Source organism: Mangrovimonas sp. sgz306409 (genome assembly GCF_059735265.1).
This window is the reverse complement of sequence record NZ_JCAPEU010000015.1, coordinates 1-15,965: the sequence shown is the minus strand read 5'-3', so window position 1 is coordinate 15,965 and position 15,965 is coordinate 1. Positions and strand designations below refer to the sequence as shown.

General features: G+C 33.8%; 12 protein-coding genes. All 12 read left to right on the top strand.

The genetic code is table 11. The annotated features are described in order from the left end of the window. Window positions 1-218: 218 nt before the first annotated feature. Complete coding sequence (locus AC6I5C_RS17165; RefSeq protein ID WP_497906230.1) at window positions 219-407, top strand: hypothetical protein; 189 nt, start codon at window positions 219-221, stop codon at window positions 405-407. Window positions 408-749: 342 nt separating this feature from the next. After that, window positions 750-2,216 carry a vWA domain-containing protein gene (locus tag AC6I5C_RS17160; protein ID WP_497906229.1) on the top strand — a complete coding sequence of 489 codons (1,467 nt, stop codon included), beginning with the start codon at window positions 750-752 and terminating at the stop codon, window positions 2,214-2,216. A gap of 51 nt (window positions 2,217-2,267) precedes the next feature. Continuing rightward, on the top strand, window positions 2,268-3,242 hold the full coding sequence (locus AC6I5C_RS17155) for an alpha/beta hydrolase family protein (RefSeq protein ID WP_497906228.1): 975 nt from the start codon (window positions 2,268-2,270) through the stop codon (window positions 3,240-3,242). Window positions 3,243-4,113: 871 nt separating this feature from the next. Next, window positions 4,114-5,844 carry a hypothetical protein gene (locus AC6I5C_RS17150; protein ID WP_497906227.1) on the top strand — a complete coding sequence of 577 codons (1,731 nt, stop codon included), beginning with the start codon at window positions 4,114-4,116 and terminating at the stop codon, window positions 5,842-5,844. Between the two features lie 25 nt (window positions 5,845-5,869). After that, entirely contained in the window at window positions 5,870-6,337 is a 468-nt protein-coding gene (locus AC6I5C_RS17145; protein ID WP_497906226.1) for a hypothetical protein, read from the top strand. A 780-nt stretch (window positions 6,338-7,117) separates the two neighbouring features. Continuing rightward, window positions 7,118-7,414, top strand: a complete 297-nt coding sequence (locus tag AC6I5C_RS17140) for a hypothetical protein (protein ID WP_497906225.1) — start codon at window positions 7,118-7,120, stop codon at window positions 7,412-7,414. Between the two features lie 734 nt (window positions 7,415-8,148). Then, complete coding sequence (locus AC6I5C_RS17135) at window positions 8,149-8,490, top strand: hypothetical protein (protein WP_497906224.1); 342 nt, start codon at window positions 8,149-8,151, stop codon at window positions 8,488-8,490. Window positions 8,491-9,282: 792 nt separating this feature from the next. Continuing rightward, a complete protein-coding gene (locus AC6I5C_RS17130; protein ID WP_497906223.1) occupies window positions 9,283-10,656 on the top strand; it encodes a glycoside hydrolase family 140 protein in 1,374 nt (457 codons plus the stop codon). A gap of 883 nt (window positions 10,657-11,539) precedes the next feature. Beyond that, window positions 11,540-12,979, top strand: a complete 1,440-nt coding sequence (locus AC6I5C_RS17125) for a tyrosine-type recombinase/integrase (protein WP_497906222.1) — start codon at window positions 11,540-11,542, stop codon at window positions 12,977-12,979. A gap of 79 nt (window positions 12,980-13,058) precedes the next feature. Beyond that, window positions 13,059-13,631: a hypothetical protein gene (locus AC6I5C_RS17120; RefSeq protein WP_497906221.1), complete on the top strand. Its 573-nt coding sequence runs from the start codon at window positions 13,059-13,061 to the stop codon at window positions 13,629-13,631. A gap of 53 nt (window positions 13,632-13,684) precedes the next feature. Continuing rightward, window positions 13,685-14,119, top strand: coding sequence for a hypothetical protein (locus AC6I5C_RS17115; protein ID WP_497906220.1), 435 nt, complete (start codon window positions 13,685-13,687; stop codon window positions 14,117-14,119). Between the two features lie 657 nt (window positions 14,120-14,776). Beyond that, window positions 14,777-15,631 (top strand): hypothetical protein, encoded by an 855-nt coding sequence (locus AC6I5C_RS17110; protein ID WP_497906219.1) that lies wholly within the window; start codon window positions 14,777-14,779, stop codon window positions 15,629-15,631. Window positions 15,632-15,965: the final 334 nt, after the last annotated feature.

The window sequence follows — 15,965 nt, the reverse complement described above, 5'->3', positions numbered from 1 at the left end:
CTAACTTAGTTTCTTAACCCGAAAATCCTGCGGATTTTCACGCAACGAAACTATACACAAACAGCTGTAAAACATTTAACAGAATGACGTTAAAAAATAAAACGCTATTTATTTTAGTGATATTAGTCATACACAGCTCATGTTCAAGAATGCTCAACTTAAATCTATCTAAATCTGAAATAAGAGAATTGGATACAATCTACTACAAAAAGCGAAACATGAAATTTTTTGACTTAGAATGGTTATTTCTTGACAAAAATATATGTCAATATTCGGAGACCTTTATACGTAAAAAAACTTACACAGGAACTTGGACAAGAATTGGCGATTCATTAAAAGTGAGTTTCTTTTATAAGGGGAAAAATAAAATGGAAGAAAAAATGGTTTCTGTTAAAGATCTAGAATAGAAAATTAGTGTATATATTTTTTTTAACGAAGCAATAATGGGATTAGATTCAGTAGAGTTATAAACCAGAATTCAAAAACAAAGGGAACAATGGATCCCTACAATGTATTAATTAATGTCACTAGCGATTTAACATTCATCTTGACGCAACCATTAGATAATTTTTACATCTAGTAGAAAAAGCTTACACTAAAATAAACTATTAAGGCTTAGTTTTTTGCTCATACAGGCACTTCTAAACTTTTTAAAATACGAAGCAAGCATGTATCCTAATTCTCTTAGCAATTATTAACCACCCCCCAATGAAGCGTAATAAAAGCCTATTGGGTTAAAAAAAATCAAAATGAAAGTAACTCGTTTAATTTTAGGATTGTTAACAATTGGAATGGTTACCAGTTGTGAAATGGATGGTGATTTGGGACTATCTGGATTTTATGGAGATTCAGAAGTAGCATTACCAGGCGACACTTACAATGAAGTGGGAGAAAATCCCTTTATACAAGTATCAGAACAGCCTATTTCCACGTTTTCAGTTGATGCAGATGGCGCTTCCTATGCGAATGTCCGTAGGTTCATTCAACAGGATGATCAACTTCCTCCAAACGGAGCAGTAAGAACAGAAGAACTGATTAATTATTTCAACCTTGATTATGAGTACTTCGACCCCACTCATCCTATTGCTTTAAATGGAGAAGTAAGCCAATGCCCTTGGAATACTTCAAATAAACTGATTAGAATTGGCATGAAAGGAAAACCAATTCCACAAAACGAGCTACCTCCTTCAAATTTTGTATTTCTCATTGATGTATCGGGATCCATGGGTAGTGAAGACAAACTGGAGCTATTAAAAAATGGTTTTAAATATTTTGTGGATGAATTGACATCTGCGGATAAAGTTGCAATAGTAACTTATGCTGGGTCAGCGGGAGTTGTTTTGGAGTCAACATCGGGAGACAATAAAACTGAAATAAAAAATGCGATAGATGCTTTGGGCTCTGGCGGAAGTACAGCAGGAGCAGAAGGAATTGTTACTGCATACGAAATAGCCCAACAGAATTTTGTTGAAGGAGGTAATAACAGAATTATCATTGGAACAGACGGAGATTTCAATGTAGGCCCATCTAGTCAAGAGGAGCTAATTACACTTATCGAAGAGAAAAGAGATTTTGGCATCTTTTTAACCGTACTTGGTGTTGGACGAGGGAATCTAAACGATGCTTCTTTAGAGCAAATTGCCAACAATGGTAATGGTACATATGAGTACATTGATAACCTTGAACAATTGAGAAAAGTATTTATTTATGATTACAGTAAATTCTATACCGTAGCAAAAGATGTTAAAGTTCAAGTAGAGTTTAATAGTGCAAATGTTGAGGCATATCGTTTGATTGGTTACGAAAACAGATTATTAAATCAAGAAGACTTCGAAGATGACACTGAGGATGCAGGAGAAATAGGCTCAAACCAAAATATCACGGCTTTATATGAGATAGTTCCAATAAACAATCCCAACTACAAAAACGTCCCGACATTTACAATAGACTTTAGGTATAAGCTTCCTGATTCCGATAGCAGTATTCCTTTCGACTTGGAGATCTATGACGACGGAAACTCATTTAGTGAAGCTAGCGACTTTATGAAATTTACGGCGGGAGTAGCATCATTTTCAATGCTTATCACAGATTCCGAATACAAAGGAGATAGCAGCTATTTAAACGTACTTAACTGGATTGACAACGTTAATCTAAGTGATGAGCACAACTTTAAATCAGAGTTTAGAGAAATTGTAGAGATGGCTGAAGACTTGTAGGGCTAAAAATCCTATATCTTTGAAGTTATCGCACACCATTTGGGTAAATCTATGAAATATATAAAAATATTAGTCTTTCTATTAACATTTATAAGCTGTAAGGCTCAAGAAATAAAACTTGTTCTTAATCAAAGCTTAATATCCGATTTATCAGAAACTCCAATTTACACAAGACTGACTGAAGAAAAAAACGGGAAAATAGAATGGAAGGAAAAATTCAAATATTTAGATAGTATTGACATTTACTCAATCACTTATTTAAGTGATGGTTTAAAAATCAAAGGCCTTTTAGTTAAACCAAAGAGAAAAGGAAAGTATCCCTGCATCATTTACAATCGAGGTGGAAATAGAGACTTTGGCTCCCTTAAAATTGCTCATGGAGCAATTACACTTGGCGAAATTGCAAAAGAAGGTTATGTCGTAATTGCTAGTCAATATCGAGGAAATGGCGGTAGCGAAGGAAAAGAAGAATTTGGTGGTAATGACATAAACGATGTAACGATTCTTCCAACCGTGTTAAAAGAAATTGAAGGAGCGGATACTAGTAAGATTGGAATGTACGGTTGGAGTCGTGGAGGCATGATGACTTATATTGCTTTAACGAAAATGAATGAGATAAAAGCTGTTGTTGTTGGAGGTGCGATTTCCGACTGTTTTAGCAACATTAAAGACAGGCCTGAAATGGAAACCTATGTATTTTCAGAGTTAGTACCCAATTATACAAAAAACAAGGAAACTGAATTAAATAAAAGATCTGCAATAAAATGGGCTGATAATTTTCCGAAAAATGTTCCAATACTGATGCTACACGGAAATTCCGATTGGAGAGTAAAACCACAACAAAGCCTAAACCTCGCATTGGAATTTGAAAAAAATAGAATACCATACAGACTTATAATGTTTGAAGGTAGCGACCATGGAATTTCAGAACATAAAGAGGAAGTTAACGAGCAAGTTCTAAATTGGTTTGACAGATATTTAAAGAATGATGAACATTTACCAGACATGAAATATCACGGAAGATAAAAACAGCGTGGAAACTATTCAGAAAAGTGGGAAGCTATAAATAAAGGGTTCAGCTTTTTCTAGTTGACCCCTTTTTTTTATAGAAGAAAAGCGGATTTAACAAAGTAAGACAAAAAAAAGAGCTCTTTACAGGAGCTCTCTTAATGAGGAAGTCTTAGATACTTCCATTAACCAACCGTTACAAAAATAACTAAAAACCAAACGATTAAAAAATAAACCTAACCAACTACTAGAATAATAACACAAGAAGCACATAAATAATGCCTGACAAATGACTGTTGCTGAAATTACCTGCTTAAACAAAATCACCATCCCTAAGAAATGGCCAAAAAACTAAAAGCAACTGGAAACTAGAAACTCAATTGTTTCTCAAACACCTCCTTAAACAATAGAAAATCAACACTGTACAAGTATATATTCGCTTTTTTTGAGTTTCCAGTTGCCAGTTGTTTTATAGGTATAGTAGTATTATTTGGTCTTGAGACCTATGTAATACAATACGTCTTACAAAATGTATTCATCTGGTATTACATACTGTAAGACAAACTTAAAAGTAGCCAACGTCATTTAATCCACTTTTATTCCTAACTAAAAGCCAAAGCATTAACACATTAATAATAATTACGAAAAACCACACAATTCTACTTTTTCCTCTATTTTAGAGGCACCAACCTAACCAACGATGTACTACAGGATAAAAACATAGTTTTTACATACAGAATGGATATTCCACAAAAAAACTTACCCAAATCCAATTCTATTTTTTTTTATTATATTGAAATCGAATAAAATGTAAACAAAAACTTAAAGAAAAACACTTTCACCTACAAAACATATAAAATGAACAGTAATTAAATAAAACATTTTGTAAATGAAAACCAATCAACACAAAAGGTATTTAGGTATTCTTATCTTTCTAGCATTCTACACCCAAATTAGCTGTGAAAAAGAGGACAATACTTCAAATGAAAACATTCAATTTCCGGAGCTCAAAATAGAGACTCTGTACAACCCTGACCTATCGCAAAATGATAATCTTTATGAAACGCTATTATCTTTCAAGAGAGATAATAACCAATATTCACACTCTCAATCAAGAGAAATTTATATGGAGGATTATAATTTCACAATCGACAATGAAATTGTAAAACGAATTACATATGGTGAATATGAATCATATACTTTTTTCATTTTTAGAGAATCAAAGGAAGAAGGAGTTGAGAACCTTCTGCTTAGTAAGCAAAGAGATGGGAGCTACTCTGCTTCAATTATGAGTTATGATTTATCTGAACTGGAAAAATTTGATATTATTGAGGGCAATACTCCTATTGATCTTCCAAATAAAACTTCCATATACTCTGTTGAATCAACTTCACAAGGTGGTCCAATACGTATAGACGCAGATGGAAATTGTTATTTTATTGATCATATTTGGGTAGAAAATGGGTATGTATATTGGACAACCGTACAGCGAGAATGTCCTGAAGAAAAAAAAGATGATATTGATGACACCGATTCCTCAGAAGGAGGAGGAGGAGGAGGAACCTCTCCTGATGATGGAAGTTCTTCTGGCACAGGGGAAGTAAATTGGAATCCCAATGACCTTTTTCCAGGAGGAGGAGGAGGAGATGGCTCAGGTAATAGTGATGGAGGCTCCAATCAAAGCCCCCCTGATGATGACACTAAGGAACCTGTTGATTGCCTACAACTTAATGAAAATGGGGACTGTGTTGGAGAAATTACTATTCCCTTGGTAAAACTAGAAACTGAAGATGACTGTTTACCAAATTTCACCTGCAGACCTGGGGAAATTTTGGACGAAGATTGCCAATGCCAAATAGACCTTGAAGACCCTTGTGCAAATAAAGACCTTAGAAACTATGAGGTAGCGACAGAAGTTGTAAATATGCTTGAATCAAGACAACAGCCAAACACAATGGTTCAATCATCTGAACTAGTTGATTCATTTATATTAGAGACTATTGATGATGGGTGGGGCGACGTAAACCAAGATAGGTTTTCTATAAAGATTGATGAATTACCAAATGGGTACACACCTTTTCAACTTTTTAATGAAATTAGAATGAATTTTACAAATTTAGTTGTAGGCGGAGACTTACCCTATTTTACGGATGTAACTTTAGAACCATATTCAGATCAAGACGGAATTACATGGAATTCAGACAATCCTGTAGGCGCTGCAATGGATTTTGAGACCATATTTGACACATCTACCGTTTATTGCGTTGAATATAATGAAGATGAAATGTATTGGATTTTTGCTACCGTAACAAGTTATGACCATCAAGGACATTTTGTAGCTGGTCTAAGGCAATTTGGATTAGAACCTAATGGTAGTGGTGGCTATTCATTCTATGTACGTGCGGCAGATAGATTAGGTGGTATTTTAGATTTTGCTTTTAATGGACTGAGTGGTGATGATGAAATCCTTTTCACCCAAGCTGCTGATAAAACGTGGAAAAATCTAATGGAAAATACAACAAGTCTTATACAAAATCAAGGAGGTATTGTTGAAGAATTCGATGAAACCAAAACTTATGGGGCAAGACATCCTTATGATGAAGATGATTGCCAAGATTAAAAATAACCAATAAAAAAGAATAAAAATGAAACATTTAATTTTAATAATAATTATAACTTTTAGTCCTTTATTAAATTCGACTGAAAGCATTGAAAAAACAGAAAGTACAAATTCCTTAATTCAAACACCCTCTTTAGCAGAACAATATTATGATAGATTGGAGATTAAGACTAATTTCCCAAAGATGCTAAACAAGTATTTAGATAGAATAGCATTAGATAGGACAGAAGTGCCTTCAAGCCTATGGCAGAATATTAAGGACAGTATAAATTACGAGCCGTTTAGAGCAGAAGTTGTGGCTATTATACCAAATTTTTATACAGATACAGAAATACAATCTATACTTAATGAGCATAGTGATAGACCTAATGTGCCTATAACAAAGCTAGATTTCAGGACAGATTTGGCTCAAAGAGCACAAAATTTTATTGATGTGAATTTCACAAATACTGTGAATACTATCCTCATTAATAATGGTTATTTACCTTTATAAATTTAAATATTATGCCTAAAAAAGCACCTGATTATCCTATGTTATTTTATATAATCAGGCTGATTAACATATTATGTCTATTGATTTATCTTTTCTTTATGCTTAATGGAGCAATATATGTTTCTTTTTATTTATTGGTCTATTTTTACATATGGATACTAATAACCTTATCAATTATTGAAATAGGATATGTAATTAAGGGAAATAAGGAACTATTTAAGCAATATAAAAAGACAAATGTATTCTTTTTAACTATTTACTTTTTGACTATGGCTATTGTGTTTCTCCCTATTATTTTTAACCATTTTATGAAATTAATTTTGTAATGATTTTTAAAGCTTAAGCTGTAGCTATAACAAAATTAGATTTTAGGAGGAGCTGGCTCAAAGAGTGCAAAATCTTATGGATATCAGGGATACTATGCTGGTACTAAAAAAAAGAAAATACTCTAAACATAATTCTAATATTAACAATATTATCCTGCAAACCAATCGAACCATTGATTGAACTATTGATTTTTGAATTGAACCATTGAATTGACAACAATAGTAGTCAAAAATCAACTCTAGGAGGCCGCTTTTTCAATTTTAAGCAAATCCACCAAATCATCTCCTTCCTCTACTCCACGAGTTTCTAAAAATAGACTGCAAACTATTTTAAAACCTTTCGCATTCAATTCAACTGCTTTTTTGTTCCAATCTTGATATTCTGACCTGTCTGGAAATAAAAATATTCCATATGACTTTAGAGGTAATGTAACCGAATTATTAAAATTCTTCCTTGAGACCTTTCAGAAAAAGTAATGAAAAAATTACGGCAGAAACTAAACTTAAAACTAAATACACCAGCCCTATATTGTTTTCAGAGGCAAATAAATTACCATTAATTAAGAATCCCCATAACATAACAAGGCTATATAAAAGGATTATTGCCACTAAAATAAAAACTGTAAAAAACAAGGTTTTACTAAGGTTCATAATTTTAAAAATTTCTTCGTCAAAAATATTTAAAAAAACTGTAAAAACCTATTTATCAGCAATGAAGCATATAATAATTTTAATTTCATTTAAATTTTGAAATACTCAAAAAACATGACGCAATAACGAGCGCATTTTCTGTCGTTATCGGATTATTGAATTGACAATAGAAGTTGTCAAACAAATACCTAAAGTATAAGTGAAATATGAAAAAAAAACGAATAATCTGAACAATACTGTCTGTATTGTTTATTGCCGCAATAATTTTGGAGCTCGTATTTTCATCATATTAAGCTTAATATTAATGATGGTTCTGCATGCATTTTTCAATAACAAAATGCAATAGATTGATTTCATTATATGTCAATAAAAACATACTTTGCAACTTAAAAATTTAGAGGTTTAAAGAGCCTAATTCATAAAACAAGACTCCTATCAGCCTTGTATATCTAAATATTTAATATGAGAAATTACAAAATAACAGGAAAAGATATATTGTATATTTTTACTGTAAGCCTTATATCAGTCTCTGCATTATTCTTAATGGATTTAATACCTTTTTCAATTATAAACTTTATTGCTGTCTTTCTGCTACAATTCTTAATACTTTCAACCATCCAATATATCATAATTAGATTAAAAAAAGCCTAATAACTTGGGGTAACAACAGTCTACAACAGTAAGTACATTTGTATAATTGATTTTCAAATTTGAAATATAGCAAATGACTGGAATTTACCAGAAATTTTGTTAACAACAAACATTATTATACTCACCTTGAACAAATTACCTTATTTTAATTATATTTACTTACAACCTTTAAATAGATATATTATGAAACTTTGGATTTTATTTTTGGGACTTTTAATGGGACTGGATTCATTTGCACAAGAGAACAAGCTAGAAAGCACTATCAACCAACCTTCTTTTAGTTGCGATAAAGTAAAATTTGACTCAAAAAATAACACAATGGAATTTCAAGGTAATGTAAATTTCAAATCTGATATTATCGAATTGAAAAATGCAGACAAAATAATCCTGAATAAAACTACGAATGAAATAACCGTAACTGGTTTAAAAGATTTCAAGATTAATGGATCTTTGCAAATAAAGGATAAAGCAAAAAAGAAAATTTTTAAATATACGATAGGAGAAAGAATAGCATATTTTGAATAAAAACCACAATGACCAGATATGTAAATTATTAAAAATTCTTCCAACAGTTAATAACAGTTTTCAATTACCTACAACCCTGACCACAACTGTTGTCAGTATCGAACCATTGATTTAGAAATTTGAACTGTTGATCGAACTGTTGATTTTGAATTTGAACAGTTGATTGAACAGTTGATTTTGGATTTGAGCCATTGATTTGACAACAATTGAAGTCAATAATCAACAGAAAAATAAATCAAGATAGCAATCTCCCCAGATGTATAAATTTCAGGGAAGATGTCAGATTAAGCTTTATCAATTCCTAAAAAATGCTCCGAAAGCCATTTTAGAATTGAAATACAAAACAAATACCAAAGCATTGCCTTGAGGGATACAGTCCAACAGGAATTACACTTTGATAAAGTTTTGCTCTATAAATTTAGAGAAAATCCAGCCCAATAATACATAGTCAAGAACATGTTTACATTGCAACGATCGTTGCATAAACGTTGCAACGATTGTTGTTCGACCGTTGCAACGGTCCAAAAATTGGGTGCGTTTGTAACCATTTAAAACTAAAAACCCACTTTTTGACTACAATTGTCGTCACCAATCGAACCATGTAATTAACTACAAATGTTGTCACAATAACAACAAACAAGTAATAACAACTCTAACAGATACCAATATTCAGCAAACAATGGCAATATTACGAAACTCGCTTTGCGCAGAGTTTTCCCTATCTTTAAACTTACTTATTATTACAACCGTAGTTCCACAAAAAATGTCAAACACCTAAAAAATAGTGCTCCGATGAAATACTCGCTTTCATTTATTATCAGTTTATTAATTGCACAATTTAATTTTGGCCAGAACTTACCTTTGTTAAAAATTAACGAGGATCGTAATTATATCGTTACTCAAGATGACCAACCTTTTTTTTGGTTAGGAGGAACTGCATGGGAACTCATACACCGTCTTAATAGGGAAGAAATAGACCTTTATCTGGAAGATAGATCAAATAAAGGTTTTTCGATAATACAAACAGTTATTCTTGCCGAACTGGATGGTTTAAATACTCCAAATGCTTATGGTGAAAAACCATTAATAAATAATGACCCTACTAAATTAAACGAAGCATACTTTGCACATGTAGATTATGTGATAGAAAAAGCAAATGAACTTGGAATGTACATAGCATTACTACCATCTTGGGGCGATAAGTTCAATAAAAAATGGGGAGCTGGACCTGAAATATTCAATGCCGAAAATGCAAAAACATACGGCAGACTTTTGGCAAAAAGGTATCTCAAAAATAATAACCTTATATGGATTCTTGGGGGAGACAGAGCTCTGGAGAACGAAAACCATTCTGAGATAATTCTAGCGATGGCAACAGGCATTCGAGAGATTGATAAAAAGCATCTGATGAGCTTTCATCCTGTTGGAGCAAAAAAAGCTACAGATTATATCAATGATAGTTGGCTTGATTTTGACATGTTTCAGAGCGGTCATAGTAGAACTACTAAAGAGTATTCCTATGTAATAGCAGGCAAAAGATCGTCCATTAAGAGACCAATTATAAATGGTGAAGCGAGATACGAAAATATTCCTGACAGGTTTTGGGAAGAAAAGGCCTATGGTTGGCTTGACGATGCCGACGTTAGAGTCTCCGCATATTGGAGCATCATTGCAGGTGCTGCTGGTTACTCCTATGGTTGCAACGATATTTGGCAAATGTATGAAATCAACAAAGTTCCGATAATAAGCGCAAGGACTGATTGGAAAATTGCACTTCAGTTACCGGGATCTTCTCAAATGGGTTATATGCGACAGGTTTTTGAAAAATTTCCTTGGCAAAAAATGGAACTGGACCAAAGTTTAATCCTAAACAACAATCCAGAGGACGAATCATATATTTTAAGTTCAATAGATTCAGCCAGACAAGTTATCATTGCCTACACTCCAACAGGAAATCCAATAATGATTGATCTTTCTAAAATTGATTCAAATAGATTAAATGCTTATTGGTTTAACCCAAGGAGTGGTAAAATAAAATACATAGGAGACTATGAAAATAACACACCCCAGGAGTTTAAACCTTGGTCAAATGGTCGAGGAAGCGACTTCTTATTGATATTAACCGCAGAAGATTTTGAAGTAAATTTTAATGATTTGAAGAATTAACCCCTAGCAACAAACATTAGCTATAAAACATTGAATACAAATTGACCATTTCAATAAATAGTTTGCTTGAAAATTAAACCTTTCAACACCACAAATAATAAACAATAAAACCTCCTCCTGCCAAACATGTTTTTATCACCTACCCCTTAAAACACTCCACTACAACTCAAAATTTGTATCACAAAAAATTGAACTGTTGCAACAATTAAGCATTGAACACTGATGGCCATTTTTAGCCAGTTTACAAGGTTTTACAGAATAAATCAACCGTTCAAAAAACAAAAAATATTTTTGTGATAATTTTTTATCACAAAAATATCACAGGAATTATCACAGAAAAATTCGGTTACAATTCAAGCGATAACATTCGTTTTACATTGAACTATCCTTCTTTTAAAAATAATATTATTGATGTATCGAAGGAAACTTTTACACTGTCTAAAAATTTCAACAAAACCTAAATTTGAGATTCTTGATAGATATTCACATTCATAATTAAACATCCAATAGTAATTCTTAAAACTTATTTTGAACCACTTTTTAGTGGTTTAAATTGGAGCGAATAATTCCCGTAAAATAGCACACAATTATTAGCTTTTAAATCCATCAAATATCTATTTTATCTTTTTCTTTTTTATCGTATTCATGTTTAAATTCTTTTAGCTATATTCGAATAAATATTATTTTAACCCTAAGGTTATATCTGCATACGATTTTGCATACGATTTTATAAAATTGTAGCTCTGAAAGCCCAGTAAATACGTTTTTGAAACGATTTCCTTGGAGTTCATAACCCAGAGGTCCCGAGTTCAAATCTCGGTCTCGCTACAAAATCGTATTACACGACCTTTCAGCGGTTTAGTTCACCTAAACCGCTTTTTTTATGCCTAGTTTTAACTATTTCATTACCTTTGAGAGTAGAGATGAACACGTTTTGGAACACGCTCCGGAACACGATTTTGACTTTAACCTCCAACAGAAATTGACTAAAAAGCTACCTTACTCCCACCCAAAAATATACGATGCCAAGGGTGACCTGTCCAAAAGATGGTACGTATACTTCTCGTACAGAAACCCCAAGGACGGGAAATTGACCAGAATGAAAAACATCTATGGTAATGTCAACCAATACAAAAACAAGAGGGACAGACTGGCGCTTCTGAGCAAATACAGCAGCCGGCTCCTAAGGTTATTGGAAATGGGATACAACCCCTATGAGGACAATCTTGAAAAATTCCTGCAACACAAAAAAGATCCATCTAAACAAACTCCAGAAATTAAGTCCCAGGAAAAACAAGTGGCAAATCCTGCGACCAACACCGTTGAACCTACCGCAAATGTAAATGTACAGAGCACATCTAACCATAACATTCAAGCAGAGGAAAGGAAACAGATACCGAAAGACATGCTCATAAAACATGCCTTTCAGGATGCTTTGGACAGAAAATCAAACAGTGTTTCCAATTCTACCATTCAAGGCTACACCTACTCCGTCAATTTGTTTTTGGACTTCATGAAACGAAAGTTCCCAAAGCTCAAAAGCGTTGACGAAATCGATAAAAAAGTGGCACAATCCTTTATGACCGAAAGGAAAAAGAGCATCAGCTCCAAGACCTACAATAACACCAGGGTCAATTTAAGTGCCGTCATGCAGGATATGGTTGACCATGATCTTCTTGACTCTCACCCTTTTGAAAAAATTAAAAACCTTAAGACCCAGCCCCTAAGACATAAAACCTACAAACCAGAGGAAGTCAAGGATATTTTTGATTATCTAAGAAACTCCGACTCTATTCTATTGCTCTATATCCAATTTATTGCCTATGGTATTTTCAGGCCTTTGGAAGTGAACCGACTGAAAGTTGGAGATATTGATTTGGTCAACAAGAAAGTGGAAGTACAAACAAAAACGAGAAAACGCACCATTAAACCACTTCCTAGGATCCTCTTGGATGTATTGCCAGATCTTTCAGGAATGGATCCCAATAATTTTCTATTCACTCCAAAAGAGCTTGGAGGTGTTTGGGATGCCAGTGAGGACAACCGCAGGGACCATTTTTCCAAGCGCTACAAATTTGTGGTGAAGGACAAATTTAAACTGCACAAGGATTACACCCTGTACAGCTTTAGACACACCTTTATTTCGTTTATATATGCTGAACTCAGGAAAGAACACTCCCAGTTTGCCGCCAAGACCCTTTTGATGGAAATAACATGCCATCAAACCATTACCGCTTTGGATAAATACCTAAGGGACCACAATATTGAAATCCCAGAAGACCATTCTCATTATTTGGACAATTCAGTTTATGGACAACTATAAAGTTTTAGAAAAGCTCCTTTTTAATTTAAGGGTTAGCTATATTTTTTACATTCCAAAGAGTATAATACCAAAAGAGATTTTGGATAAGCTACATCCAATAATAATTGATGAAATGTTCGATCAGATCATCGGGCTTGACAAACAAGGGACTCCAAAGTATAACTTTGGGCTATGTAGCCTAGATATTGTAAACAAACAAAACACCCTAAAGGAAAATACCGTTACCCTTTTGGAAGCGAAGATAAAAATGGATGAGACTTCCTTAAATTACATCTTGGAAGAATATAAAAAGCATCTTGAAGGTCACCTCTTCATCAGTAAGTGGCTGAATGATCATTTATTTGATTACTTCCCAAAAGAAGGATCTGATTCTTCAAGCCTGTTTCAATTTCATTTCATGGCTTTCGATGATCACCAAAAGGAATTGGTTGCGTTGTTCCAACTGAATGCCAGCACCATTATCAAAAGGGATCCAATTCAGGAATTTCAAAACCTATTTTTAGATTCAAACACAAAAGACACCAACATAATAGCAGATACAGAAAATGGTGTTACCCACACAGTTTTGAAGCCCACAAAGGAAATTACCGATCAGGAAATAGACAATTTTTTATTGGATCAGGTATTCGGAATAAACCCAAAACATTTTTAATTCCAATAAAAAGCACTAAATTTAACGTCAAACAAACGTTTATTTGACGCAAAATGCAACAAGAAACCAAATATTACACCTGTGAATACTGTTTTGAGGAATATATCCCAACTAGAAGAAGAGCACAAAAATACTGTAGCGATACCTGTCGTAACAAATCATACCACGCAAGGAAACAGGCAAAAACAAAACAAGAAACACTACCAGATATTATAAATACAAATCCTCCTCTACCTAACCCAACTAAAGAAACAGTTAATGTCGCGGGAGTAACTAACGCTGCTCTTGGAACTTTCGCTGCGGATGCTTTAAAAGGTATGCTTACCAAAAATGAAAACAGAGCGGCCACAAAAAAAGACCTTGCTGAAATATTAGGCGCCATCAAAGGAAGGTATCATATTATCAAAAATATGGATGCGGTACTTGATGGCAGAATGCCCTATTATGACATTGTAGAACAGACTGTAGTTTACCTATACCCTATCTAAACTAGAGTTTTCTAAAAATTAATTGTACACTAACCTCTTATTTATTCTGTGTTACATACATCAGAAGAAACAATGACTTAAACCTTTATAGCTTATTGGATGAGATTACGCGAAGCCGCATAATTTTGCGGGCTTTTTTTATTATTTTAGGGGCCCTAACCAACCCATTTACTGATGTTCTACCTATTTAGTATTAGCCTTCTCCCTGTATTTATGCTTTTAATAGATGGCATATACGCAAAGGACCTAAAGAAAGGGATTAAACATTTAATAGGCTTTTTCACTTTTGGCATCCTTGCCGTAGCATTTCTCAAACTCTACCGAATGCAATTTGTATTTGCAGCTCCCCTGTTTTTGTTTGTATACATACTAGCTATTGCTTTTTACAGACCACAGAGAACAAGGAACCACGTCATAGCAAACACGTCCAAAGAAACCCCCCACAAGTAACCTTAAAAACACACTTAAGGAGCATATAAAAAAGCCTCATAATTTTGCAGGCTTTTTTTATGATTATTCTTCACGTAACTCATTTAGATACAAAAGTCATAAATACGTAGAACCACGTATTTTATAGTAACTACTGAGCTATTAAATTTGACAGTTTTATATTTCATTTATAAGAATTATATCTAATCACTAAAAACCGAAAATTCTATGAAAAGAACTATTTTAAACAACATTGGCCTCTCATTATTTATGCTAAGTGTGGGATTGACCAGCTGTAGTACCGACAACGACGACACTAATACGCAGGGAACCACTGGATGTGGTGGACTGACCATTCTTTCTGCTAATTATATAGAGGATATGGAAAACAATTTTGATATTGATGGCTACTTTAAGGTTATGACTGAAGGGGGCACGCCACCTTTTACTTATAGCTACGAACCCTTAAATGAAACTGCCTCGGAATACCTAAGTATGGACGACAACCTGTTATATGGTGCCAACCCCGGAAAATACAAATTCACAGTGAAAGACGCCAATGGTTGTGAAGCCACTATGGTAACAGTAAAACAAGGTTTTGTAATTTTATACACGCCAGCAGATCCCTTAACCTTTGGGGGCGCCCAGATTTCTTGGGATATCATGAATGATGGCAATGTATCCAATAATAATTCTGGTAGAATGAGCATAGGAGAACACGAATATTTTAACCATACCCACCATAGACTAAGTCTTTTTCCCCCAGCATTACTTGACAACCTATTTACAGAAGGTGTTTCAACTTTTTCAGGCCCAAGCATGGAAGATTTTTGGGATGTACAATTTGACACTAGTGTCAACGGTGATTTTGGGATAACGTATTCGTTAGCCCCACCTTATGACCAAGCAGGGAACAGTATCATTATAGACTTCACCCCTAGCAGTACTAATGGTTATGGCGCCGACCGCATCAAAGTGCAATTTAACAATGTAACAATGACTGGATGGAGTACCGTGGATGGTGGTTATATCAATAAAATGCTGGATGGCACCATTGGAGTTATGTGGTATGATGGGAATTAATAGCCCTTATCCCCCTTTTAAAACAACTATTACGGCAACTTTAAGGTTGCCGTTTTCTGTTAAATAATTACTATAAACATTTACCTCATTTCTGAAACCCCTTTAGGAAAGGATTACGGGAAGCCACATAATTTTCCGGGCTTTTTTTATTATTTTAGTGGCACCAACCCAACCAACGATGAATTACACTTCACAAAACACAGTTTTTTCGTACAAAACATATTTAAAAACCGTTGCCTTTAGCCAAAATAAAGAACCATACATATATAAGGGCGCTAAACATCATGGTATTTAGCCCTATGTTGTGTGTAAGCTGTAAAAACCATAAATGATT

What these genes read in the sequence shown, in the direction of transcription:
- AC6I5C_RS17165 (WP_497906230.1), top strand. Translation starts at nt 219, where the DNA reads ATGAAATTTTTTGACTTAGAATGGTTATTTCTTGACAAAAATATATGT.
- AC6I5C_RS17160 (WP_497906229.1), top strand. Translation starts at nt 750, where the DNA reads ATGAAAGTAACTCGTTTAATTTTAGGATTGTTAACAATTGGAATGGTT.
- AC6I5C_RS17155 (WP_497906228.1), top strand. Translation starts at nt 2,268, where the DNA reads ATGAAATATATAAAAATATTAGTCTTTCTATTAACATTTATAAGCTGT.
- AC6I5C_RS17150 (WP_497906227.1), top strand. Translation starts at nt 4,114, where the DNA reads ATGAAAACCAATCAACACAAAAGGTATTTAGGTATTCTTATCTTTCTA.
- AC6I5C_RS17145 (WP_497906226.1), top strand. Translation starts at nt 5,870, where the DNA reads ATGAAACATTTAATTTTAATAATAATTATAACTTTTAGTCCTTTATTA.
- AC6I5C_RS17135 (WP_497906224.1), top strand. Translation starts at nt 8,149, where the DNA reads ATGAAACTTTGGATTTTATTTTTGGGACTTTTAATGGGACTGGATTCA.
- AC6I5C_RS17130 (WP_497906223.1), top strand. Translation starts at nt 9,283, where the DNA reads ATGAAATACTCGCTTTCATTTATTATCAGTTTATTAATTGCACAATTT.
- AC6I5C_RS17125 (WP_497906222.1), top strand. Translation starts at nt 11,540, where the DNA reads ATGCCTAGTTTTAACTATTTCATTACCTTTGAGAGTAGAGATGAACAC.
- AC6I5C_RS17115 (WP_497906220.1), top strand. Translation starts at nt 13,685, where the DNA reads ATGCAACAAGAAACCAAATATTACACCTGTGAATACTGTTTTGAGGAA.
- AC6I5C_RS17110 (WP_497906219.1), top strand. Translation starts at nt 14,777, where the DNA reads ATGAAAAGAACTATTTTAAACAACATTGGCCTCTCATTATTTATGCTA.